Annotated in this window: 20 protein-coding genes; 13 read left to right on the top strand and 7 right to left on the bottom strand. The window is 55.6% G+C overall.

All coding sequences use genetic code 11. From position 1 onward, the window contains the following. The first annotated feature begins 15 nt into the window (after nucleotides 1-15). Genes loaP through B4O97_RS00735 form a run of 7 tightly spaced genes read left to right on the top strand, consistent with a single transcriptional unit; the run spans nucleotide 16 to nucleotide 8,578 of the window. Nucleotides 16-561, top strand: a complete 546-nt coding sequence (gene loaP / locus B4O97_RS00765) for an antiterminator LoaP (RefSeq protein WP_083047335.1) — start codon at nucleotides 16-18, stop codon at nucleotides 559-561. 2 nt (nucleotides 562-563) lie between these two features. Further along, nucleotides 564-2,039, top strand: a complete 1,476-nt coding sequence (locus B4O97_RS00760; RefSeq protein WP_083047333.1) for a polysaccharide biosynthesis protein — start codon at nucleotides 564-566, stop codon at nucleotides 2,037-2,039. After that, nucleotides 2,020-3,198, top strand: coding sequence for a DegT/DnrJ/EryC1/StrS family aminotransferase (locus B4O97_RS00755; RefSeq protein ID WP_083047331.1), 1,179 nt, complete (start codon nucleotides 2,020-2,022; stop codon nucleotides 3,196-3,198). The genes B4O97_RS00760 and B4O97_RS00755 overlap by 20 nt, the downstream gene beginning before the upstream one ends. 8 nt (nucleotides 3,199-3,206) lie before the next feature. Continuing rightward, nucleotides 3,207-5,237, top strand: a complete 2,031-nt coding sequence (locus tag B4O97_RS00750; RefSeq protein ID WP_083047329.1) for a xanthine dehydrogenase family protein molybdopterin-binding subunit — start codon at nucleotides 3,207-3,209, stop codon at nucleotides 5,235-5,237. Beyond that, nucleotides 5,234-5,713: a (2Fe-2S)-binding protein gene (locus tag B4O97_RS00745; protein WP_083047327.1), complete on the top strand. Its 480-nt coding sequence runs from the start codon at nucleotides 5,234-5,236 to the stop codon at nucleotides 5,711-5,713. Before B4O97_RS00750 ends, B4O97_RS00745 begins: the two co-directional genes overlap by 4 nt. Continuing rightward, nucleotides 5,703-6,560 carry an FAD binding domain-containing protein gene (locus B4O97_RS00740; protein ID WP_083047325.1) on the top strand — a complete coding sequence of 286 codons (858 nt, stop codon included), beginning with the start codon at nucleotides 5,703-5,705 and terminating at the stop codon, nucleotides 6,558-6,560. The genes B4O97_RS00745 and B4O97_RS00740 overlap by 11 nt, the downstream gene beginning before the upstream one ends. A 5-nt stretch (nucleotides 6,561-6,565) precedes the next feature. Next, nucleotides 6,566-8,578 carry a DUF4954 family protein gene (locus B4O97_RS00735; protein WP_083047323.1) on the top strand — a complete coding sequence of 671 codons (2,013 nt, stop codon included), beginning with the start codon at nucleotides 6,566-6,568 and terminating at the stop codon, nucleotides 8,576-8,578. Between the two features lie 86 nt (nucleotides 8,579-8,664). Here the strand turns inward: B4O97_RS00735 and B4O97_RS00730 are convergent, their stop codons facing one another. The 5 genes from B4O97_RS00730 to B4O97_RS19410 form a co-directional block, all read right to left on the bottom strand. Further along, on the bottom strand, nucleotides 8,665-10,074 hold the full coding sequence (locus tag B4O97_RS00730; RefSeq protein WP_083047321.1) for a hypothetical protein: 1,410 nt from the start codon (nucleotides 10,072-10,074) through the stop codon (nucleotides 8,665-8,667). 11 nt (nucleotides 10,075-10,085) lie between these two features. Next, nucleotides 10,086-10,856: an outer membrane lipoprotein-sorting protein gene (locus tag B4O97_RS00725; RefSeq protein ID WP_083047319.1), complete on the bottom strand. Its 771-nt coding sequence runs from the start codon at nucleotides 10,854-10,856 to the stop codon at nucleotides 10,086-10,088. 31 nt (nucleotides 10,857-10,887) lie between these two features. After that, the gene (locus B4O97_RS00720; RefSeq protein WP_083047317.1) at nucleotides 10,888-13,578 is read right to left on the bottom strand and encodes an efflux RND transporter permease subunit; all 2,691 of its coding nucleotides are present in this window, start codon (nucleotides 13,576-13,578) and stop codon (nucleotides 10,888-10,890) included. 96 nt (nucleotides 13,579-13,674) lie between these two features. Next, the gene (locus B4O97_RS00715) at nucleotides 13,675-14,310 is read right to left on the bottom strand and encodes a TetR/AcrR family transcriptional regulator (RefSeq protein ID WP_083047315.1); all 636 of its coding nucleotides are present in this window, start codon (nucleotides 14,308-14,310) and stop codon (nucleotides 13,675-13,677) included. A 125-nt stretch (nucleotides 14,311-14,435) separates the two neighbouring features. After that, complete coding sequence (locus tag B4O97_RS19410; protein WP_158084082.1) at nucleotides 14,436-14,591, bottom strand: hypothetical protein; 156 nt, start codon at nucleotides 14,589-14,591, stop codon at nucleotides 14,436-14,438. A 171-nt stretch (nucleotides 14,592-14,762) separates the two neighbouring features. Between B4O97_RS19410 and dnaE the strand changes: the two genes are divergently transcribed. From dnaE to rsmD, 4 genes are read left to right on the top strand one after another with little or no spacing between them, the layout of a single operon-like run. Beyond that, entirely contained in the window at nucleotides 14,763-18,179 is a 3,417-nt protein-coding gene (dnaE, locus tag B4O97_RS00710; protein WP_083047313.1) for a DNA polymerase III subunit alpha, read from the top strand. A gap of 3 nt (nucleotides 18,180-18,182) precedes the next feature. Continuing rightward, a complete protein-coding gene (locus B4O97_RS00705) occupies nucleotides 18,183-18,770 on the top strand; it encodes a YggT family protein (RefSeq protein WP_083047312.1) in 588 nt (195 codons plus the stop codon). Between the two features lie 9 nt (nucleotides 18,771-18,779). Then, a complete protein-coding gene (gene recG / locus B4O97_RS00700) occupies nucleotides 18,780-20,849 on the top strand; it encodes an ATP-dependent DNA helicase RecG (RefSeq protein WP_083047310.1) in 2,070 nt (689 codons plus the stop codon). Continuing rightward, complete coding sequence (gene rsmD, locus B4O97_RS00695) at nucleotides 20,850-21,377, top strand: 16S rRNA (guanine(966)-N(2))-methyltransferase RsmD (RefSeq protein ID WP_083047308.1); 528 nt, start codon at nucleotides 20,850-20,852, stop codon at nucleotides 21,375-21,377. Between the two features lie 17 nt (nucleotides 21,378-21,394). On the opposite strand, the gene B4O97_RS19405 is transcribed toward rsmD, so the two are convergent. Then, nucleotides 21,395-21,550 carry a hypothetical protein gene (locus B4O97_RS19405; protein ID WP_158084081.1) on the bottom strand — a complete coding sequence of 52 codons (156 nt, stop codon included), beginning with the start codon at nucleotides 21,548-21,550 and terminating at the stop codon, nucleotides 21,395-21,397. A gap of 69 nt (nucleotides 21,551-21,619) precedes the next feature. Then, nucleotides 21,620-23,209, bottom strand: coding sequence for an HD-GYP domain-containing protein (locus B4O97_RS00690; protein ID WP_083047306.1), 1,590 nt, complete (start codon nucleotides 23,207-23,209; stop codon nucleotides 21,620-21,622). Nucleotides 23,210-23,296: 87 nt separating this feature from the next. Between B4O97_RS00690 and B4O97_RS00685 the strand changes: the two genes are divergently transcribed. Both B4O97_RS00685 and hisG read left to right on the top strand, forming a co-directional pair. Beyond that, nucleotides 23,297-24,388 (top strand): ATP phosphoribosyltransferase regulatory subunit, encoded by a 1,092-nt coding sequence (locus tag B4O97_RS00685; protein WP_083047304.1) that lies wholly within the window; start codon nucleotides 23,297-23,299, stop codon nucleotides 24,386-24,388. Then, the gene (hisG, locus tag B4O97_RS00680) at nucleotides 24,385-24,999 is read left to right on the top strand and encodes an ATP phosphoribosyltransferase (protein WP_083047302.1); all 615 of its coding nucleotides are present in this window, start codon (nucleotides 24,385-24,387) and stop codon (nucleotides 24,997-24,999) included. Before B4O97_RS00685 ends, hisG begins: the two co-directional genes overlap by 4 nt. Nucleotide 25,000 lies beyond the last annotated feature (1 nt).

Genomic DNA, 25,000 nt, shown 5'->3' with positions numbered 1-25,000 from the left:
ATGTGCCCATCATCAATGGAGTATTTTGTACTGCAGGTTCAAACCCGGGGAGAAGCCAGGGCCCTCAAACTTGCCCGGGCGGCGATGCGCGTGGCGGGACTGGATGAAGAGAACTATGGACGTCTGCTTTTCCCTCAGCGAACCCTTATGATCCGACGGCGGGGAAAAACGCGGAAGGAAACCACCGCAATCTACCCGGGATATCTCTTCATTGAAGCTGAGAAGCTGGAACCGGAGGTCTACTGGGCCCTGCGGCCCGTTCAGGGGATTTACAAGTTTCTCAAGTCGAACACCAACATCGAACCCCTCCACGGGGAAGACCGCCGGACACTCCTCCATTTTCTCGAGCACGGGGAAACGGTTGCGGCGTCAAAGGTACGCTTTGATGAGAACAACCGGATACAGGTCAAGGAAGGCCCCCTGAAAGGCCTTGAAGGCAGAATTATCAAAGTGGACAGACGAAAACGAAGGGCGAAAGTCCGCTTGAATATGTACGAAGACTCTTTTATGGTAGATTTCGGTTTTGAACTGATCGAAACATCATCGGAAGAAGAAAAATAGGAATGCAAAAAAGCGGTAGAACCATATATATAGTGGGCGCAGGCTTCGCAGGCCGCAAAATCGCGGAAGAGATAAAGACCAAGGGAACCTTTGGCCGGCTTGTCGCCTTCCTGGACGATGATCCCGGGAAAATCGGCACCAAGGTTGATGATATCCCCGTTCTGGGCCCCATTGCCCGTATCAGCAAAATTTTTGAGACCCGTCCCGCGGATGAGGCCCTGATCGCAATTCCGGGAGCCACGAACGACCAGCTCACGACCATCTACGAACATCTCTCTTCCGCTTCCTTTGACCGCATCCGCATTCTTCCCAACCTGGCACAGATAATCGACGGCGACGCTCATCTGATACAGACCAGGGAGATTGCCGTGGAAGATCTTCTTGGACGCACACCCGTCCGTATTCCCCTTAAGGAGACCCTCAGTTACCTGCGGGACAAGCGGGTATTGATAACCGGTGCGGGGGGAAGCATCGGTTCGGAACTTTCCCGGCAGCTCCTGTCCGCGGGGGCGGAACGTCTCTACCTTTTCGACAACGGCGAGAACAACGTCTATGAGATTGAAAAGGAGCTGAAGATCCTCCAGGAAGAGGGAGTCGGAGAAAAGGCCACCCTGGTACCGGTGGTGGGAGACCTCAAGGACAGGGAATATACCCGCTTCATAATCCAGCGCCTCAAGGCGGACATTATTTTTCACTGTGCCGCCTACAAGCACGTTCCCATGGCGGAGAGCAATCCCGTAGAGGTAATCAAGAACAACGTTTTCGGGACCCTCCATCTGGTGGAGGCGGTGCGGGAAAGCGCTGTGCCCAGGCTGGTACTGATCTCCACCGACAAGGCGGTGGAACCCCGTTATGTATACGGCGCCTCCAAGATGATATCCGAAGAGCTCGCCCTCGCCAGGAACAACGGCGATCAGCACTTTATGGTTGTCCGTTTCGGAAACGTACTGGACAGCCGGGGAAGCATCGTGCCCCTCTTCAAGAAGCAGATTCTCAAAGGGGGACCGGTAACCATCACGGACCCCAGGGCAACCCGTTACTTCATGACGATCCCCGAAGCCGTCTCCCTGGTGCTGAAATCGGGAGGTCTGGGAACCGGAGGGGATCTCTACGTACTGGATATGGGAGAACCGGTACCCATACGGGAGCTGGCGGAGCAGATGATCCGTTTTTACGGGTACGAACCGGGAACGGATATTCCCATTAATTACATCGGCCTCCGGCAGGGGGAAAAACTGAGCGAACGACTGTGGGCGGAAGGTGAAACCGGGGAGGCCACCGATTTTCAGCGGATTCTGAGACTCAGGCATCGCAGCAGAATCACGGGCAGCCTGGATGATCTGATCCGTGACCTGAAGCCGGTCTGTTTCTTTGATCCCCTCAAGCCCGAAACCTTCCGTGACCGCCGGGTCCTCCGTTCCACCCTGGCGAGGCATATTCCAAGCTTCGAGGTCCCCGATGACGAACCCCGGTACTGAGTTTATCCCCTTTGCCCTGCCCTCCATCGGCCGGGAAGAAGAGGAGGCGGTGCTGAAGGTCCTGCGCTCCGGCTGGCTTACCACCGGAAAAGAGACTCAGGCCTTCGAGGCGGAGTTCGCCTCGAAAGTGGGCAGCACCTGCGCCCTGGCCCTCAATTCCGCCACCGCGGGACTGCACCTCTCCCTGGAAGCCCTGGGTATCGGCCCCGGCGACACCGTGGTGACCAGTCCCTACACCTTTACCGCCACCGCCGAGGTTGTACGCTACCTGGGGGCGGAGCTCGTCTTTTCGGACATCACTCCCGGAGGCTTCAATATCGACCCCCGGATTCTGCGGGAAACCCTCCGTGCTGCAGAAAAAAACGGCCACAGACTCAAGGCCCTCATACCTGTGCATATCGGCGGCGAAGCCTGCGGGATGACGGAACTTCAAAGTATCGCCGGAGAGTTCGGCCTCGCCATTGTCGAAGACGCCGCCCACGCTTTTCCGGTCAGATCTGACGACGGCCGCTGGACAGGAACATCGGGAGATACCGGGGTATACTCCTTCTACGCAACCAAGACCATAACCACCGGCGAAGGCGGTATGGTTGTGACGGACAACGATAAAATCGCCGAACGCATACGTACCATGCGTCTCCATGGAATCGACCGCAGTATATGGGACCGCTACACCTCGGACAGGGCCCAGTGGGCCTACTCGGTGGTGGAAGCGGGGTACAAGTACAACATGACCGACCTGGCGGCGGCCCTGGGCAGGGTCCAGCTGGAAAAAGCGGAGACCTTTCTCGCCCGCAGAAAGGAGATTGCCGCAGCCTATACCGAAGCCTTCCGGGAGATGCCTGAACTGGATATACCCCGGACCTCCGGGGACCATGCCTGGCATCTCTACATCCTCAAGGTATCCCGGGATTCCCGGATAAACCGGGACAATCTGATTGAATCCCTGCGACGCCGGGGTGTCGGCACCTCCGTTCACTACATCCCCCTCCATCTGATGCCCTACTACCGGGACCGCTACGCCTTTTCTCCCGGAGACTTTCCCAATGCCATGGATGCCTATTCCCGCTGCCTGAGCCTGCCCATCTATCCGGGTATGAACGATGCCCAGGTTGACAGGGTGATACAGGCGGTCAAGAATGGTTGTAAAGCGGAATAAAGGGCTGTATGGAACAACGGCGCATTCAGTACATAGACGACTACTTCGACTCCCCCATGCTCCATGTATCCATCCTGCGATCCCAGGTTGAACGGGGTAAAATCAACCTGATCAGCTACCCTGACCCCCCCGACGGAATGCTCGTGCTGGGGGCCCAGGATATTCCGGGAGAGAACTGTATCCACCTCTCCTCGGGAAAAATCCCCATTCTGGCGGAAGGAACAATCCACTACCTCGGCCAGCCGGTGCTCCTGATCGCCGGCAATAACCGGCAGGAGATGGAAGAGTTCGCCGGCTATGTAAGCATCGATTACCGGGACATTACGGTGCTGCCTTCTTTCGAGAACTTTTTCGAGAAACAGATCATCAAAGAGCATCGACTCAGCCGGGGAAACCCCGAAAAGGTTCTGAAGGAGGCCTTTCAGATCCTCGAGGGCAGTTATTATGTGGACGAAACCCTCCCCTGGTCCCTGGATGCCCAGGGAGCATTCGCCCGTTATGAAGAAGGACGCCTCGTGGTCTACTCGTCTACCCAGTGGCTGCACCATGTGCGATCAACGGTAGCCGGAGTTCTTGATATACGACCGACCGATGTTACCGTACGCCGCACCGCCTTCAGCGCCCAGTTTGACGAGAAACTCTGGTACCCCTCCTTTCTGGCGGCCTACGCGGCCCTGGCGGCACAGGTTTCCGGAAAAAGCTGCAAACTGATCCTCAGCGCCAATGAGCTCCTCCATCACGGTCCCCGGGGGACCCCGGTGGCCATAGAACATCGCTCCGCGGTGGACAAGAACGGCGACCTGGCTGCCATCGACGTGACGGTTAACCTTGAATCCGGGGCCTTCCCCGTCTATTCCGAAGAAGCCCTGCAGAGGGCTTCCTCGGCGGCGGCGGGAAACTACAACTGCAAAAACGTCTCCGTTACAACCCGGCTCATAGAAACAACCCGGCGCCCCCTGGACTTTTCTCCGGGAGCGGGTCTTGCGGGCTGTTTCTTTGCCTCCGAGACCCATGCCAGCCTGATAGCCGAGGTATCCCAGACGGATCCTCTCAACTGGAAGCTCCGGAACCTGGATGAAAAGGAGAGCCCTCTGCCGGAACTCCTCACCAAAGTCGCTGCGGCTTCGGATTTCAGCCGCAAACATGCCGCCTACGAGCTGGCGAAAAAACGGCGCAGCAGTCCCGAGCAGGAAAACCGTCCTCTCCGGGGAATCGGAATCGCCGGGGTCTATCAGGGGAACGGCTTCTTCGGACGGGGAGAAGAGACAGAACGCTTCAAAGTCACAGCCCGGCTGGAGTCGGAAGGAGACCTCTACATCTTTACCTCCGGCCTTTCGGGTATGCATAAAACAGCATCCCTCGCACGGCGCCGGGCGGCGGAAATCCTGGGGATTCCCCGGAGCGGGGTCCATATCATCAATGACGACACCGACCGCATTCCGGAGAGCGGGCCGTCGGGACTTTCCAGAAACATCACGGTGGTGTACCGGCTGGTGGAGCGATGCTGCGAGGCCATTCAGAAAAAACGCTTCCGGAACCCCCTGCCCCTAGAAGCCTCCAGGTCGTTCAGGCTACCCGCGAAAGGGCGCTGGGAGGAATCCCAGCTTCAGGGAAGTCCCTATGCCGCCAGAAGCTGGGCGGCCTGCGTGGTGGAACTGGAACTCGATCCCATACTGCTGGAAAAGAGCGTTCGGGGGGTCTGGGTGGCTGTGGACTGCGGCGAAGTTCTCCACCGCCACCGGGCCGAAAGCGTCCTGGAAACCGGCATCCTGCATGCTGTGGAAGGCTGCACGGTAAACCTGCAGAATCTGGAAACCTCGGAATCCCCATTTCATCTCCCGAAGCTCAAGGACATACCCCCGGTGGAAATCAGCTTCAACCGCGGTTCCCGGCAGAAGTTTTCCTCCGGTATCGGAGATCTGCCCTACATCATGATTCCCCCCGCATTCACCGCCGCCCTGAGTCAGGCGGCGGGGGTCTATTTTGACCGCTTTCCCCTTCCCCCAAGAAATATTCACCAGTATATGGAGGGGACATGAGAATTCAGTTCATGTTGAACGGTAGTTCAGAAACCGTTGACGCCGAGGCTGACACCAGACTGATCAATGTGCTGCGGGAGCGTTACCACCTGATAGGGACCCATGCCAGCTGCTATTCCGGGGAGTGCGGCTCCTGTATAGTCCTGATAAACGGGGAGATATTCCACTCCTGTATGACTCCCCTCTTCCGGGTACGGGGAATGAGGGTTACCACCATCGAGGGTTTCGCCAAGCAGCACGCCTACAAGGAGGTCCTGGCAGGCTTTCGGGAAGCGGGGCTTTCACCATGCCGGTTCTGCGCCGCAGGCAGAATATTGACCACCCATGCCCTGCTGGAGATATCCCCGAACCCGGGAGAGGAAGAGATTGCCGAATACTATCGGGCCGTAAAGTGCCGCTGTACCGATTTTCGTACCTACCTGAAGGCGGTTCAATACACCGGCCGTCTGCGAAGGAACCGGCACCGTGTCAGTTAGAAAACAGAGGAACACAAAGGTATTCTCCCCGACGACCCTGCAGGACCTTCTTTCCTATTACCGGGACCACCCCGGGGCTGTTCCCTTTGCGGGGGGAACCTACCTGTTTCTGTCCAAAGGTCCGAGGGAAGGTTTCGGCGGTGAGCTTATCGATCTCGGCCACGTTTCCGAACTATCCCAGATCAGCCGTACCGAACGCTACATGGAAATCGGGCCTGCGGTCTCCATAAGCAAAATAATCAATACCGGGCGGCATGTCATGCCCAGATCCCTGTATGCCGCGCTGAGAAACATCGGTAACGCCGCGGTCCGCAACCACGCAACCCTGGGAGGCAACATCTGCGCCCGGAGTCACAGGCTTTCGACATATCCGGTCCTGCTGCTGCTGGATGTACGCCTGGAACTGCGTCGCGTCGGCAATACCCGCTGGGTAAACCTCAACCGCTTTATCAGCGGAGACGAAGGACCGCTCCTTGAGCCGGGAGAACTGGTAACAAGAATCCGTATCCCCTTTATGGACTGGGATGTGGAGCAGTTCCGTCAGCAGGAACGGCTCTTTACACCGGAGCATTTTATTTTCTGCGGGGTGGTCCGCAAACAGAAGGATGTGATCAGCGACCTGAGAACCAGCTTCTGCATCGGCAACCGCCTGACAATACGCACACGAAACATCGAGGCGGAACTCATCGGCAGGAAGCTTCCGATACCCCCGGAGGACGGACTCGAAATGGGGCGGATGCTTCACCAGCAGATCGAACGGAATCATCCGGAGATGGACAAATTCAACGTCCACCGCATACGGCGCAGCCTGAACTGGTTTCTCCAGATCCTCAACGATTCGGAGTAGTACAGATGACTATACGGAACCCTGGTCCGGAGGAATACCGGCAGCTCAGCCCGGAAGAGAAAAAGCAGCTCCTTGCCAACGGTAACAGGGTGGAAGACTGGAGCACCTTTTTTGTTTGCGATCCTTTTTTTCCCGACCTGATCAGAAACACCAGCTTCAGCGGAGAGATCAGGATACAGGGCCTCCATCCGGAAAGACGGAGTCATGACGGCAGGACGCTGGAGGTCGGAATCTGCAACAGCGAAATCCGCGACTGCCGCATCGGAGGGCAGACGGTAATCAGAAACCTGGCGTACTGCGCAAATTTCAACCTGGGGCAGGGATGCATCCTCTCGGATATACAGGAGATCTATACCCGCCCCGGAGCAAAATTCGGCTGCGGAATACGCAATCCCGGCGAGGAAGAATCCTCCCGTCGGCGCATCTCCCTGATCAACGAAGCCGGAGACCGCGGGGTACCGCCCTTCCCCGGAATGACGGGATCAGACGCCTTTCTCTGGTCCCGTTACCGGGAGGATTCAGAGCTGATGCGGCGCCTGGAAGAGATTACAGACCGCTCCTTCAGCGGATCAGACAGGGGAGAAATCGGCGAAAACACCTTTATCCAGGGCTGCCGCAGCCTGATCGATCTGCGAATCGGCAGCTTCTGCCGAATCAGGGGAGCGGATGTACTGGAGGACCTGAGCATTGATTCTTCCGGGGATGAGCCGACCAGCATAGGCTTCGGTACCATACTGCGAAGGGGTATTACCGGTCCCGGATGCAGCATTCTCGATGGAGCAATGGCGGAGGATTTCGTTCTGGCCTCCCATGTTACGCTCACAAAGGGGCTGCGTCTCTCCCACTGTTTTGTGGGAGACAACTCCACCATTGCCTGCTGCGAAGTCTCCAACAGCCTGATTTTTCCCTTTCACGAGCAGCACCACAACAACTCCTTCCTTATCGCATCCCTGCTCATGGGTCAGAGCAATCTGGCCGCCGGGGCAACCGTAGGATCGAATCACAACAGCCGGAGCGCCGACAACGAACTTCATGCGGGCAGGGGCTTCTGGCCCGGATTGAACGTCAGCCTGAAGCACCCCTCCAGATTCGCCTCCTTCACCCTGATCGCCAAGGGCAGCTATCCGTCGGAACTGGACATCCCCCTTCCCTTTTCCCTGGTGAACAACAACGAACATGACGGGTGCCTTGATATAATCCCCGCCTTCTGGTGGAACTACAACATGTATGCCCTGGTCCGGAACTCGCGAAAATATGCCGCCAGGGACAGGCGCATACAGCCCCGTCAGCACCTGGAGTTTGATTTTCTGGCCCCCGACACGGCCGCGGAAATCCGATCCGCCCTGGAACTTCTTGACCAGTGGGATCCGACGGGGGAAGCCGACAACCTGGAAGCTCCCCGGGGCCTGGTGGAACGATCCCGGCGGAGAGTCCGGATTCTGAAAGCCGCTGCGGCACGACAGGCCTACCGGGAAATGCTTCTCTATTACATCGCCAGCACCCTTCTGCCCGGTCTGGAAGAAAAAGGAGCCGGTTTGATCGCCGGGCTTCCCGGCGATACGGATACGGCGGATCCCCTGGAATGGATCAACATGGGAGGACAGCTGGTTCCGGAGCGGAAAGTCGACCTCCTGCGGGACGAGATCCGCAGCGGAAACCTGGCGGGATGGCAGGATATCCATCGTCGCTGTGAAAAGTGGGATAAGACCTATCCGGCGGAAAAAATACGGGACGCCTGGGCCTGCTTTCTTCTGCTCGAAGGGAATATCCCTGATGCCCCGGGATGGCAAAGACTCTTTACCGCGGCGGAACAGATTCAGGAGCAGATTGCCGGGGAGGTCTATAAAAGCCGCAGCAAAGATTTTCTCGACCCCTTCAGGACAGTAAACTTCCAGAACGAGGCAGAAAAAACCGCCGTTCTGGGCACGATTGACGGGAATGAGTTCGTACGGCAGATCCGGAAAGAGAGCGATGTCATGATCAGACGCTTCCGCTCGGTACGGCAGCTTCTGAAATAGCCCCGGGGGGCGTAAAAAAGCCCGGCGTCCTCCGCCTGCAGAAGAACAGGGAAGTTGCGCCGGGCGGCAGAAAGGGGCGATAATTCCTAGAACGCGCAGGTGAATCCAAGTTCGACGTAATCCGCATCATCGTACTGCGCCAGATCGGTGTAATCCTCTTCGCCACCGTAGAAGCCTGCCTGGAGCTCGACTTCGAAATTGTCCGCCGGCTTGAATACGATTCCAGGAGCAATCAGATAGTCCCGGTCTTCGAAGGTATATATCCCCTTGAGTTCCGGTTTGAGCATCTCATGGTCCCAGGAGTCGGTGAGCTTCAGGATCAGTCGCTGCCTGAAGTAGCGACCGTCGGGATCGTAATCCACATCATCCGAACGGACGATCTCCCGGTCATCCAAAACCAGGTTCCCGGTATATTGAAGATTGATATTCATATTACTGAAGGGCAGATCCCGATCGAAGCCGGCCAGACAGCTCATTCTGCTGTTGTGAACATAGGGATCGTCTCCGTCTGCATCCTCGCTCAGATACAAGGCCGACTCACCCCGCATGTTGAAGCCGCCGAAGACAGCTCCCGCCTCCAGACCGAAGGCATTTACCCGGTCGTAAGAGAGCTTCAGTCCGTTCACGGTTGCCGGATCAAGGGGATCCACAAAGCTTACCTTGACTGAGGGCTGTTTCAGGAAGCCATAGTAGTAGCTGACGCCCCAATCCAGGGCCCCGACGGTATCGGTATATCGCAGGGCAGCCTGGGAATAGTCCAGGGTATCAGTATCGGGATACAGGGCATCACCGTCCAGAAAATCTGCCAGTCCGGAGGGATCGGGATCAAGATTATCAACAAGGGTTTCCGCGTATCCGGCCAGGGCCTGAGCATCCCCGGGCGCCCAGGGGCCCTCGAGAGGTATCTCGTCTGCCCTCAGCGTCGGCAGGAAGACTATCTCCAGTTTTCCTCTCTCCCCGGGATAGAGGTTGAGCTTTATCATCGGAGTCGCCAGTCGCCGGTCAAGATAATCCGGGTTTACCGCGTCGGAAAGATCATCCGCATTCAGGAAATCGACGACATGCAGCTGATCGCCCTTACCCCAGACGACTTTCATCAGACCGGCTTCAAGCTCATACCCCTTGCCGTAATAGCGGAACCAGGCTTCATCCAGCAGTTTTTCCGGATGCTCAGCCAGCTTTGCACGATCGGCGTAAAGGTTGACGAAGATATCGGCCTTTTCCGCGGCATAACTGAAATTGATTCGTGCGCCGGGCAGGGCCTCAAGGGAATCTCCCTCCGCCGACAGGTCGCCGGCATCCTCCAGGGCTTTTTCGCTTACATAGGCACGGGTGCGGAAGATCAGCTCTCCGTCTATCTCGAGGGCGCCTGTAACAGCGCCCTCCTCGTCAAAACCTTCTATTTCATCAAAGCTGAAATCATCCGCTGACACCGGCACGATCAGAACAAAAGCCAAAATACATACCGGCACCACGGCTGTAAAGATTCGTTTCATCCCGTTCCTCCCTAGCGGACGCGTCCGGTTTCCAGGAAAGAGGTGGAAAAGAGCGCATCCGGCAGGGGCTCGTCATAGACAATCTTCTTGAAGGTAAGCCTGGTGGCGTGACCGGTCTGGACGTTCTCCATCAGAGTCTGCAGCGGAGTCCAGTAGCCCTGAACCTGCTCCAGCACCTCGACACTGAGCACTTTGAGAAGCGTCTCCTGCTTATCGTACATCTCGACTTTTACCGGAACAAAACTCGCTGTATCGAACCATGTGATCCGGTAGGAGTACTGGCTGTCTTCAGGGTCCTTGGCCCAGGCCTTGACCACATGGCAATCCCATTTCTCGAAGCGCTCTTCCCGCAGAAGCTCGTGATGGTCCCGCTCCACTTCCCGTGTTTCCATGTCGTCGTAGGTCGCATCAGAACCCATAAAGGATTTGTCTCCTTCGGAAGACGCGATACGCCTCACCCGCTTCAGGGCCGGCAGATAGATCCATTTATCATCGTCCCTGTTCTCGTTCTCAATCTGCAGATACCGGGTATCCTTGACTGACGCGGGACTTCGGAAGACCATTACCATGGATGTCAGGTCTCCCTCATCCCTGCCCCATTCCTCGATAAGCCGGCTTTTTACTTCGCCGTCACTCTCGATAAGGTCCATCTGTACCGCACTGTGACTTGTGTCCCCATCCTCAATATCATGAGCCCGGCGGGCGATCTCTGTACCGTCCAGCCCGAAGAGGCTCAAGGGGATCATTACTGCTGCTGCAACTGCTGCGATTCTTTTGATCATCTTGTTAACTCCTAAAAAAGATAGTGCTGTGTTATTGCTTCCCGCCTGACTTCCGGGTCATGAAAGAGGGGCGGAAGGTATTCAGAATAATGGGCAGAAGAACCAGTGCCGCCAGGGATGAAGTTCCCATTATTATCGCCACAAGAAGGCCGATATAGCGCAGAACGACAAAACCAGAGAACAGCAGCACCGCAAAGCCGAGACCTACCGCCAGCGCGTTGATCAGGATTGCCCGTCCGGAGAGCTTCAGGGAATTCCTGGTTACCTGCTGCAGATCGCCGCTCTTTAACCGTTCCTCGTGATAGTTGGTCATAAAGTGAATCGTATAATCCACTCCGATACCGATCGCGATGGATGCTATAAGGGATGTAACAATATCGAGATTGATGCCGGTGAGCCCCATGATTCCAAAATTGATCAGAATCGCCATGCTCAAAGGAACACAGCCGATCAATCCCGCCAGGATACTGCGGAAGGCCAGGGCAATGATGATGAAAACGATGACCAGGGCCACGACGAGACTCACTATCTGTGAACTGGTGACCATCCTGGTCAGCGCCAGCTCCATTTCGGCGGTACCCCCCGCTTCGAGCACATACCCATCGGGAAAATTCCGTTCCGCGAAGGCCCTGGCGTCTTTGATGACCTCGGCTACAGGTCCGGTGGCGTTATTGGTCATTTGTATCGTCATGCAGGCCTCAGTCGGTTCAAGCGCGTCATCGGCAAACTCATCCAGGGAGCCCGAATAGAGCAGCAGGTACTGGCTGATCAGATCGGCCAGGTCCTCCCGGGTTTCCACCGGATATCTGCCGGGATCGCAGGGAATTTCGTCGAAGGCAGCTCCGCGATAGTTGAACCTTCGCTGGATAAGCGTAACAAGCTCACCTCCGGTCAGCTCAGTGCCGGATTTCTCCAGGGCCGCTTCACTGATGAGTTCAAGAAAATCGCGGTACGTCATCTCTTTTGCATACTGTTCGTAGGGAAAGGGGGATTCCTTCTTTTCAGCTATTGTGGAAACCACCTCTCCCGCGGCCCCTTTCCCGGAATCTTCTTCGCCAAAGAAACTCGAGAACGAGGCATCCTCCTCCGGTTCAGCGTCGTCGAAGAAACTCGCAAATTCCACGTCGTCGTCTGAGGAAAATGAGGACTCCACAGGCGTGACAACGTCGCCGTCCGCCGGAACCTCCGCGGGGGGGTAGTTCATTATCATGTTCATCCGCCGGATAAAATCCGAGTAGGATATAATCTTGCCGATTTTTTCATGATGCTCGATCAGATAGGTTTTCAGGTCATCCATGACCTTCAGAATCTCGGGCCTGGCAAGATCCCCCGACTTCTCTCCTTTGATGACAAGACTGAAGATATTGGTACCGCTGAACGTCTTTGCAATGTAGTCGTTATGCTGCCGCATGGTACTCTGCTTTGGAAAGTAATCGAGCATCGAACTCTCGATATCGATCTGCGTCAGACCGTAGATCGAAAAAGCGATAATGATCACGGTTCCCAGAAGGAGCGCCGGTTTACGGCTGCGCAGATAGCTGAAGATCTTTATATAGAAGCGCTCCCGCATTTCAGCTGCATGGCCGGAGTCGCGCATCTTTGCATGATCTTTGGGCGGCTTGAGGCACAGTATTGCCGGAATAAAGGTCATTGCCAGAATCAGGGAAAAAAGAGTCCCCAGGGAAGAGAAAATCGCAAACATCCGCAGGGGAACAATCCGGGAGGTTACGATGGACATAAAGCCGGCAATGGTGGTAAGGCCTGCCATGAGCACAGGCTTGCTTACCCTTCGAACAGACCTGGCGACCAGTTCAGTGTGCTCAAGCCCGGAATCCGTCTCTGAAAGTTCATCGTAATAATGATTTAGAACATGGATGCCGTAGGCGCTGCCCACCGCGATCAACAGAACCGGCAGACACGTGGTGATAATGGTGAACTCGATCCCGGCCAGGGCCATTACACCGAAGGTCCAGACGGTTGCAATTGCGACAGTGATTACCGGAAGCAGCGTCGCCCGGGGCCGTTTAAAGGCCAGAAAGAGAATCGTAAGAATGACCGCCAGGACTACTGGAATCAGGATCAGAAGATCATGATACATGTATGCCCTGGCCCGCTGGGTTATGACCGGATGTCCCGCCATGCGATACTCGACACCGGAAAGACCTTTCTCCCTGATCAGGGATACGACCTTTGAATAGAGGATATCCAGGTCCCTGGCCTCATGATCATAGTCAATTGAAATGATCAGCTGGGTAGCTTTCAAGTCATCGCTGTAGACCATTTTTCTGTACATCCGGGGCCAGTCCATCAGCCTGCGGCGGATCTCTTCGATCTCCTCGCCGCTTCCGGAGAAATCCCTGGGGATGAGGGGACCGACCTCCATTCCTTCTTCGGTCCCCACGGGATAGTCCGTATTGGTCAGGGCCTTTACATCCTCGACAAAATCATAGGTTTCTATTTCTTTCACCAGCTCTGAAACATGATTAATAAGCGCCGGGGTCAGAATGCCCTTCTCTTCATCAGTCAAAGAGACAACCATCAGTATTTGATTCCCGTAGGTCTCGTCAAGCTGCTCAAGTTTCACATTCGAGGGATGATCATCGGGGAAAAAGACCCTTACGCTGTTATTAATGACAATTCCGGGAATGAGCAGACCGGTAATGATAGTTATAATCAATGTCATGGCAAGCACAAACTTTGGATGCTTCGTTATCCAGCTCATTAAAAACTCCTGATGCATTATATGCACTCTATGTGATATTCAGGTAAACATACGCTGCAAAGATCAACACATGGTGTGAATTATTCTTTACATCATTTACGCGATTATGGAATGAATAGACAAATCGAAGAGCTCGGTCAGGATTTCCTCCTGGGTTCTTCCTGTTGCACGCTCCAGAAGCTCATACTGGCTCGCCACCTGCTGCATGGAGGCCTGAATCATCTCTCCGAGAACCAGTGCGGTCAACTTGAAGTCCTTCAGGGGCCGAAAACTGCCGTCCCGGGTCCCCTCCTCAAGAATAACGGCAAAGAGGGAGAGTATTTTTTCTATCACGTCAAAACAGCGCCTGGCATCTTCCTGCTCCATGTTGCGCAAATTCAGTTTGACATTGAAATAGACGGTAAAATAGAAGTTATCGAAATCATCCTTATAGAAATCGAGGTAGGCACGTTTCAGGCGTCCGATCTTTTCCATCCCCGTTCCGCCCCCCTCGTAGGAGGCCTGAATCCGTTTATAGAGTTCCCTGAAGGCATTGTACATAAGAGCGAAGGAAATCTCCTCTTTACTCTTGAAATACAGATAAAGGGTACGGCGACTCAGCTCCGATTTTTCGGCGATGTCCAGCATGGTGGTATCCGTATATCCCTTGGAGATAAAAATCTGCCGGGCAGCGGTAATAATCTCGCTGATACGCCGCTTCTTATCCCGCTCTTTCCGTTCCTGAATCCCCATAGCCTGTCCTCCATCCCGATACGTACATCAATTCGCCGTCTATTATACACAGCATGCACTCTTTTTTCAGAAAAAACGGGCCGCCGCATGGAAAAACCGGCGGCCGTAGGGATCAGCGTATCCTGCTATGCGGCGACGCCGACGGGTTGAATTGTCTGAACAGTGTTATTGAGACTTATTCTGTCCAGTTCTTCCTGGGTGAATTCCTTCAGATGAATGCACCCGCTCAGAAGAGACACCGTCAGTAAGGACAACACCACCATCAATACAGTTCGTTTCATATCAACTCCTCCATCACAAGAAAATTACCCTTGCAATGTTTTATTTACACTCTATGTGTAATATATGTACGGAGAATGTATTTGTCAATACGATTTTTGCTTTTCCCGGGTTTTAATTGGCTTTACCTTGATATCGTATAGCGGTATAGTGGTGGAAACGAGAGGGGAATCATGCCGGAATTCGTTCATCTTCATAACCATTCCGACTATTCGCTCCTGGACGGAGCGGCAAGTATCGACAAGCTGGTAGACAAGGCCGCGGGGCTGGGAATGAAACACCTGGCCCTTACGGACCACGGAAACATGTTCGGGGTCCTGCGCTTCTACAAGGCCTGCAAAAACAAGGGAATCAATCCCATCATAGGCTGCGAATTCTACGTGGCACCGAAATCGAGACTGGTAAAAAGCGGCTCGGAAAACCAGAACAAGTACTATCACCTTGTATTGCTGGCGAAGAACCGTCAGGGCTATCAGAACCTTCTGGTCCTGGTATCCCGGGGCTACCTGGATGGGTTTTACTACAAACCCCGCATCGACAACGAGCTTTTACAGGAGCATGCCGAGGGGCTCATCTGCACCTCCGCCTGTCTCGCCGGCGAGATTCCGACGCATCTTCTCAACGGTCAGTACGAAGAAGCCAGAAAGACGGCGGAGTTCTACCGCGAACTTTTCGGGCCGGAGGGCTTCTATCTCGAGCTGCAGGACCACGGTATCCCGGAACAGAAACAGGTAAATCCCCGGATCATAGAGCTTTCCAGGGAGACCGGGATTCCCCTGATAGCGACAAACGATATTCACTACCTGGAAAAAGACCACGCCGAAGCTCAGGATATCCTGATCTGCATCGGAACCGGGAAAAAGGTCTCCGACGAAAAGCGGATGCGCTTCGACAGCCAGGAGTTCTATTTCAAGACCCCCGATGAGATGGCCGCCATATTCAGGGATACCCCGGAAGCCATCTCCAATACCCTGAAAATCGCCGAACAGTGCAGTCTCGAGATCCCCCTCCCCGGTCCGCTGCTTCCGGATTACGAAATCCCGGAGGATTTCTCCAGCCCGGAAGAGTATATGCGCCACATTGTTTTCCAGGGTCTTGCCAGGCTCTACCCTGAAATAACAGAAGAGATCCGCAAACGCGCCGAGTATGAACTCAGCGTTATTCAGGGAATGGGGTTTACCGGCTATTTTCTTATCGTATGGGACTTTATTGATTTTGCGCGAAACAGCGGTATCCCCGTCGGGCCCGGTCGGGGTTCCGGTGCGGGGAGCCTTGTGGCCTACGCCATGCGGATTACAGACATCGATCCCCTGAAGTACAATCTCCTTTTTGAGCGCTTTCTGAACCCCGAGCGGATCTCCATGCCCGACTTTGACGTGGATTTCTGCTTCGAACGCCGGGGCGAAGTCATTGACTACGTTACCCGCAAGTACGGCGCCGACAAGGTCGGAGCCATCTGTACCTTCGGAACCCTCAAGACCAAGGCTGTGCTGAAGGACGTCGCCCGGGTACTGGATATACCCTTCAACGAATCCAACGAAATCAGCAAGCTCGTTCCCGACGGCCCCAAGATCAACCTCGAAAAGGCCCTGGAGATGGAGCCCCGCCTCAAGGATTACCGGGAAAAGGGAGGCATTTACCGCCGGCTGATCGACACCGCCCTGGTTCTGGAAGGTATGAACCGCCACTCCTCAACCCACGCCTGCGGAATGGTCATCGGCCGCAGCAAACTCACCGACTACGTACCCCTCTACAAGGACTCCAAGACAGGGCAGGTCTCCACCGAGTTCACCATGGACCAGCTGGAGGAGTGCGGCCTGGTCAAGATGGACTTCCTGGGACTGAAAACCCTTACGCTGATAAAGAACACGGAAAAGCTCATCCACAAGATTGATCCCGGCTTCGATATCGAAAAAATCCCCGAGGACGACCCGAGCACCTTCAAAATGCTGGGAGAAGGCAAAAGTACCGCGGTTTTCCAGTTCGAAAGCTCCGGTATGCAGGGAATCCTGAAACAGGCAAAACCCTCAAGTATCGAAGAACTGATAGCCTTGAACGCCCTGTACCGTCCCGGGCCCATGCAGTTCATCCCCCAGTACATCGACTCCAAGATGGGCCGCGCCCCTATCCGCTACCCCCACCCGGACCTGCAGGAGGTACTGGAACCCACCTACGGGGTAATAGTCTACCAGGAACAGGTAATGCAGGTCGCCCAGATAATCGGCGGCTTCTCCCTGGGCAAAGCGGACATACTGCGCCGCGCCATGGGTAAGAAAAAAGAGAAGGAAATGGAGAAGATGAAGAAGGAGTTCCTTGAAGGAGCCGCCGTCCGGGGCTACGACAAGAAACTCGCCGATGACATCTTCGAAATGCTGAAACCCTTTGCGGGATACGGATTCAATAAATCCCACGCCGCCGCCTACTCCGTGGTGGCCTATAAAACCGCCTACCTCAAGGCCAACTATCCTGCCGAGTTCATGGCGGCCAACCTGACCAACGAAATAAACAGTCCCGACGCCTTCTCCGATTACCTTACCTCCACCAAGGAGATGGGAATCGAGATTCTGCCCCCGGATATAAACCTTTCGGAAAAGACCTTTACCGTGGTTGACGGGAAGATCTTCTACGGTCTCCAGGGAATCAAAAATGTCGGGACCGGCGCGGTGGAAGAGATTATCCGGATACGGGAAGAAGAAGGTCCCTACGACTCTTTTACCGATTTTCTCGACAGGATCGACCTGAAGCTGGTCAACCGCCGGGTAATAGAAACCCTGATTCAGGCGGGTCTCTTTGACCGCTTCGGACTCAACCGTGCGACTCTGCTGGGGAACCTGGAGCAGGTACTGGAGTGGACCATAAAGCAGAAAGAGAGCAGGGAGTTCGGCCAGACATCTCTTTTCGATCCCGCTGATGAAGCCAGCCTGTCCAGCTTTGAGTTCGATCCCCGGGAGGAGTTCGACCAGATGGAACTCCTGCGTATGGAAAAGGAGAACCTGGGCAACTACTTCTCCGGGCACCCCCTGGACAAGTACCGGGATATCTTCAAAAAATGCGTAAGCCTCAATGTCTCCCGGGCGGAAAATGCCGCAGCGGATAAGACATATACCCTGCTGGGGATGATCAAGTCTCTGCGGACGATTATTACCAAAAAGGGCGATCAGATGGCCTTTGCCATGTACGAAGACTTTAACGGCAGCATGGAGCTGATCTTCTTTCCAAAAACCTGGGCCCAGCTACGGGATGTGGTAAGCGTGGATATGGTAACAGGCCTGGAAGGAAAAATCGACAAGAATAAAGAGGACCCCAAGTTTCTGGTGGACCGCATCGTCGATCCCGCGGAACTGAAGGAGTCCACGGTATCGGAGATCCATATCCGTATATCCCGGGATGTTCACGATGAAGAGCTCCTCTACGAGTTCCGCTCTGCCCTGATAGAGCACAGCGGGGACTGTTCCGTGTATCTTCATCTGGGAAACGGCAGCGCCGGACGGGAGGTTATTATCCGCGCCAACGCCCAGCTCTCAACGAGCCCCGAGGTAATACCGAAAATCGGTTCCCATCCCTTAATAGAAGAAGTCTGGAAGGAGTAGTCTATGCAACAGGTAATGCGCTTTATCTCCGGGGCCCTCTCGGTCTACATGATTCTGATCTTTATCCGGGTTCTGATGACCTGGTTCCAGGGAGCGAGCTACGGAAGAGCCATGGAGGTTCTCCGTTCGGTTACGGACCCCTACCTCTACTGGTTCCGCAGGTTCCCCTTTCTGCGGGCGGGTTCCATGGACTTTTCTCCCCTGGCCGCGCTTATCGTGCTGGTAATTATCCTGAACATTACAAACCGCCTGGCCCTGACGGGAAGCATATCCCTGGGGATCGTTCTTGCCATTATCGTGGGCTCCCTGTGGGGGGCCGTCGGCTGGGTTCTCACCTTTTTCTTTATTCTTGTTCTGATTCGTTTTATTACCCTTCTCTTTCGCGCCTCCATGGTCTCCCCCTTTATTCAGACCCTGGACATTATTATCGCCCCGATCCTCCGATATTTCTCCCGTGTCATCCTCCGGGGACAGAACGTGACCTATCAGACCGGCCTTGCCCTCAGCGGCGCCATACTCCTTTTGACCCGGCTTCTGGGCAACCTGGTGTTCTACCAGATTCAGGGGCTCCTGGCCTCCCTGCCCTTTTAACCGGCCCACGTGTTTCTGCGGGAGCTGCGGACACAACCAGGGGAACTCAAAGGGATCGGCCCTCGAACCGCCGAGGCTTTTGCCTCCCTGGGAATTGAAAGCCTCGGAGATCTCCTGCTCCACGCCCCCCGATACTACGAGGACCGGAAGACGGAAGTTCCCCTGTCCAAAGGAGTCGGCGGCAGTCCGGTCAACACCATCGCCACCGTCATTGCCCACGACTGGTTTGGTTTCGGCAGGAGACGTACCTTGAAGGTCTGGATCGAGGACTCCTCCGGCAGGGCCGCCCTGAACTGCTTCGGCCGCAACTTTCTGCAGCAGAAGCTCCCCGTGGGAGCACAGATCCGGATTTACGGACAGTTTTCTTACCGCTTCGGGGAAATCCAGGCTTCGTCATTCGAGTTTGAAGCATCGGAAACTCCCTCCGGAACAAGCTCCTTCGGCTCGCTGGTACCGATCTATCCGGCGGGGGCCAGCCTGCGTCAGGGAGCAATCCGTAAAGCGATACACGAAGGCCTGGCCAAATACATCGACCAGATAGAAGACGAACTCCCCCCCATATACGCCCGGGAGGAAATTCCCGTCAGTAAAAAGAAGCAGCTCCAGGGACTTCACTGTCCCGAAACCCTTGACGAGGTCCGACTTGCCCGGCGAGCCCTGGCCTGGGAGGAGTTTTTCTATCTCCAGCTCAGCATCGCCCGCCGGGGTCTGGCTCTCCGTTCCACCAGAAAGGAGAGGACCACAGCCCGGGGAACCCTTGCCCGCCGGGTACTGGAGTCCCTTCCCTTTGAGCTGACCCGGGATCAGAAAACCGTCCTCCGGGAGATCCGGGAGGATCTGAGGGGTTCACGGCCCATGGCGCGTCTCATACAGGGAGACGTGGGAAGCGGCAAGACCCTCACCGCATTTCTTGCAGCCTGTGAAAGCATCGAAGCCGGTGAACAGGCCGCCTTCATGGCCCCCACCGAACTCCTGGCCCGACAGCATGCGGAAAACGCCGCCCGACTTCTGGAACCCGCGGGGGTGCGACTGGCCCTTCTTACAGGTTCGGTGCAGTCCCGGGCCAGAGAGGAAATCCTCTCCCGGCTGGAATCCGGGGAGATCGACCTGCTTATCGGAACCCACGCCCTCTTCTCCGAGGGGGTCCGTTTCAGATGCCTGGGGCTGGCAATAATCGACGAACAGCAGCGCTTCGGGGTCCTCCAGCGGGTAGCTTTGTCGCAGAAGGGGGAGGAGCCCGACACGCTGGTCATGACCGCCACCCCCATTCCCCGTACCCTGGCCATGACCGTTTTCGGCGACCTGGACGTCTCCGTTATCCGCAGCATGCCGCCGGGACGTAAACCGGTAATAACCCATCTGGCCCGCATGGGGCGGGAAGAGAAGGTCTACGAATGGCTTAAAAAGGAGGTCCGGACCGGACGACAGGCCTACTGCGTCTATCCCCTGATCGCCGAAAGCAGTAAGATGGACCTGAAAGACGCGGAAGGTATGTACGAGGCCCTGAAGCAGCGCTTCCCCGATTTCCGCCTCGGACTGATTCATTCCCGCCTGGACGAGGAGGAGAAGGTCTCGGTGATGAGGTCCTTCAGTTCGGGAGAGATCGACATCCTGGTCTCCACCAGCGTGGTGGAGGTCGGCGTGGACGTTCCCAACGCCACCTGCATGGTGGTGGAACATGCGGAACGCTTCGGCCTGGCCGCCCTCCATCAGCTCCGGGGCCGGGTCGGCCGGGGAGAGTTTCAGAGCTATATGTTCCTGGTCTACGCACCGGATCTGAGCGAGGAAGGAAAACGGCGCCTCAGGGTAATGATGGAGAACTCCGACGGCTTTGCAGTGGCCGAGGAGGACCTGAAGATCCGCGGCCCGGGAAACATGACAGGAACCGAACAGGCGGGATTCCTGCGCCTCCGCTTCGCGGACCCCGCGGCGGATGGAGAAACCATGCTCAGGGCCCGCAATCTGGCGCGAAAAATCCTGCAGGATGATCCTGGACTGCTGAAACCGGAGAACTCCCTCTTGAGACAGGTTATCAATCGTACCCGACCCTTTGAAGAAGAGCTGATAAACGGAGGCTGAATGCGCGTTACCGGAGGCCGCTACCGCGGCAGGACAGTAAAATGCCCGAAGGGGGTCATCCGGCCGGCCATGGACCGGATGCGGGAATCCCTCTTCAATATTCTGGGGAACATTTCCGGGGAGTCATTTCTGGACCTCTTTTCCGGCTCAGGGGTGGTGGGTATAGAAGCGGCCTCCCGGGGAGCGGAACCGGTGGTCCTGGTGGAAAAAGACCGGGGGAAACGCCCGGTGCTCCTTGAGAATATCTCCATGGTGGAAACGCCCATCAGGGCCCATATCATGGGGGCCGAACATTTCCTGAAGACGGGTGACAGTCTATTCGACTACATCTACCTTGACCCCCCTTTTCCTCTGGGAGGGAAAAAGGAATTCATACAGATGGCCGAGGGACGTCTGGAGGATGACGGACTGCTGATGATACATTTCCCCGAAGAGGATGATCCGGGAGAAACAACAGGGAGGCTTGTACGTTTCGATCTGCGGCTCTTCGGCAGGTCCAGGCTGGGTTTTTACCGCTTCAGGGATTAACGGGCAGGGATGGCGTTTCAGCTGTTCAGCAGTGTGAGCAGTCTCCGTAAGCGCCGGGGAATATCATCCGGCACAAAGTCGTGTTCCAGGGGCCTGTGCTCATCTGTCTGAGCCTGATAATCGCCGTACTCCTTTAGCCGCCGCTGCAGTTCTGCCGGGGGATTCTCGTTCATTGATGACCTTCCTTCCCCAGAAATATACCACAGTCCCGGTTTTTTCACCGGATTCTCGTAAGGACATCTCTAAAAACTCCCCTTGACTCCCCTCGCCAGGGGCAGGGCTTCGCCGTAAAGAAAGTCCTGGTATTCGCTCAGATCTCCCGGATTCACCGCTGTATCGTGTATCTGCAGCCCACCCACCCAGTCGGCCCTGAAGCGCTTTATGATCTTTCCGTTCTGCATAAAGAAGCCCGACGAAGATGGTATGTGGATCAGGAGCCGGCCGAAGGGGTAGCTTTTTCCGGAACGTTCGTCCTTCAGAATTGAGATAAGGGGCATTGTATCATCGCTGTATGTGTAGACCCGGCCGACAAAGATGTAGGCGCTGCGCTTTCCCCTGCTGTAAAGATACACCTTCTCCCCCGCACGGAAGGGGGCAAGGATCTGCAGGAACTCATCAAGAAGGCCTGAGTCGAAGCGCGGCCGGGGAGTAAAACGCTCCCAGTCGTGACGGTAGGGTCCGGAGTTCCGCCGGAGATATCCGATCACCTCCATACGGCTGTAGCCGGTGTGTCCGATAACAGGATTGGTCAGCTCGTCATAGACAGCTATTATCTGAAAAAGACGTACGAATTCATGAAGATAGCGGTTCTCGTTGGGGGGAGGAAAACCCGTACCGTCGGCATAGACCTTCTGCATCAGGGCGGTCATCCGGGTGAGGGCGGAAATATCATGCCGGTCCCGCAGCAGGTTGCGCAGGACAAGGATATTACGCTGCAGGAGTTTTATGCAGCGTTTTTCCGCGGCCGAGCTGCCGTCGATAATCGACGAAACGCTGACCTGATGATGTATATCCTCCTGAAAGAACCCGAGAAAACCGATAAGCACCCCTAAAGCCGCGTCAACGATAAACTCCTGGCTGTACTGAAAAAGGGAGTCCTGCTGGGCCTTGTTGCCGGGATCGAACCTCCGCTCCGTAAGGGGAGCTCCGGCAAGAATCCGCTTTTTATTTATATTCACCATGGTATTCAGAAAATAACAGCAGCAGTCCAGGGCGTGCAGAACAAAGGCGTCTCCCACGGTGGCAATACGCTCTCCGTCATACAGGGACTGCAGACGAATGGTATGAAATCCCACACGGGGAATGCGTCGTTTCTTTCCCCTGGTCTCCGACGACCTCACGTTCAGCTTTGAGAGCATGGAGTAGAGAGTATTGATCCCGTCCCGAAGGTAATGAACAGTGGACTCCGGCAGAATGGCGTGACTTCCGGCATCGATATCCGCCAGGTAGAGACGTTCCGGCCGAGGCTCCAGCAGAACACCCTTCGTTATCTGCTTCCGCTTTCCCGACGCCTGGAACTGACGTTCGTTCTCTGAAAAAGGAACATAACTGCTCTTGAGTTTTTCATAGAGCCTCCGGCGTACATGTTCCCAGGCATCCTCCTGGGAGTCCAGGAAACGACGGATAAGCTCATCCTCACTCTTCCCTTCGGTCTTATGCTGCTCTTCGTAACTCAGGGCAAGGGTCGGTACAACAGGTACCCGATGACGTCCGAGATGCCTGATAATCCGTTCATCGACAATGGTACCGGCTTTGGCAAAGGGTCCGGCATCAAAGAGCAGCCTGTCACCCTTTCCAAGACGGTCCACGCTTTTCATTTCTATGGAAGGCATAGCTTAAATTATATCCCTCTTCGTCTCTTGGTAAACCCCCGGCGTATCTGTTATAGTAGCCCGGACTGAATATGAGGAGCTTTGACTATGACCCCGAAACGACGGCTGCTTCAGATTCCCCCGGGAACAGAAGGGTTCTTTCTGGAAGAAGCCTTCCGGCACCGCAGAATCCTGAGCGAAATCGACGGCATTTTTACCGGATGGGGATATCTTCCCGCGGAAACGCCGGTTTTTGATTTTTACGATATCTATAAACCCCTGCTGGATACCTCCTCCTCCGAACGGGTATACCGGCTCATGGACCGGGAGGGAGAACTGCTCCTGCTTCGCAGCGACGTGACCCTTTTTCTTGCCAAGCAGATGGGTATGGCCCTGAACCGGGAAGACCTTCCCGTCCGGGTCTGGTATGCCGATTCAATACTGCGGCATCAGCAGAGCGACGATATCTCGAAAAATGAATTCTACCAGATCGGGGCCGAACTTATCGGCATACCGGGGCTGGAGGGAGACGCTGAGGTGCTGCTCATGGCGGCTGAGATTCTTGAGTTTCTCAAGGTGGATGCGGTTCTGCACCTCGGTTCCGCGGCCCTTGCCCATGAAGCCGCCAGGGGCCTGCAGGACGAAGAAGCAAAGGAACTCTTTTCCGCTATTGCCCTGCGGGACACGGAAACCATGAAAAACCTCCTGCTTCAGGGGGGAGCCGCGGATCCGGAACCACTGATCGGGCTTTTCAGCTTTCTGGGAAGCTCGGGAGAGTTCGAAGAGTTTCTCAGACGGCAGGGAGATTCCGTTGGTCCCGCCTGCAGTCCCCATCTGAGCAGGCTCCTGGAACTGGCAAAAATTATCGAAACCAGCGGTTCCTCCGGACCGGTCAGGATCGATCTGTCCGAGACGGGCAGCCAGAATTACCACACCGGTATTGTTTTTCAGGCCTACCTGGAGGGAGTGGATTCCGCCTTTCTCTCCGGCGGACGCTACGACAGGCTCCTGGAGACCTTCGGGTTCGACAGTCCCTCCGTCGGGTTCTCCCTGCTCCTGCGGAAAATCGAACCCCTGGTGGGTAATCCGGAGCGTTTCGCCCTTCCGGGAAGCATCGAACAGGCCCGGGGAGAGACTCTGCAGGAAAAATACAGGGATGCTGTACAAAAACGCGCCCGGGGAAGGATCGTACGCCTATGAACAGCCCGCTGACCCTTGCACTCCCGAAGGGACGTCTGACGGACCAGGTCCTGGAAAGAATGGAAACCGTAGGCCTGAAGGTCGAATTTGAAAAGAGAAAACTCGTGGCCTACGATGCCGACGGGCGGATAAAAATCTTCCTGGTAAAGAACGCCGATCTGCCGGTATACGTGAACAATGGTATCGCCGGCCTTGGCGTCTGCGGCGAGGACGTTCTGTACGAACACGGCTACCCCTTCGTTAAACTCCACACCTTCGATTTCGGATCCACCGCTATGTGTCTGGCCGGAAAAAAGGGGGCCCGTTTCAGCCTGAATAACGGCATGATCAAGGTGGCAAGCAAATTCACCCGATTCTCCCGGGACTATTTCCATGAGCGGGGAATCCCGGTGGAGGTTATCAAACTCAACGGATCCGTGGAGCTTGCTCCCGTCCTGGGATTGACTCCCTATATAGTGGACCTGGTGGAAACAGGGAACACCCTGAAGGCCAATAATCTGGAAGTTCTGGAAAAACTGGCGGAGATCAGGGTCCATTTGATAGCGAATCCCGCCTATTTTAAACTGCGGTTTCAGGAAATCCGGGAGTTCGTCGATACTGTAAAAGGTTAAA

It is taken from the genome of Marispirochaeta aestuarii (assembly GCF_002087085.1).
In the GTDB taxonomy this organism is placed as follows: domain Bacteria; phylum Spirochaetota; class Spirochaetia; order JC444; family Marispirochaetaceae; genus Marispirochaeta; species Marispirochaeta aestuarii.
The sequence above is the reverse complement of the archived record's forward strand: the minus strand, read 5'-3'. Positions and strand labels throughout refer to the sequence as shown.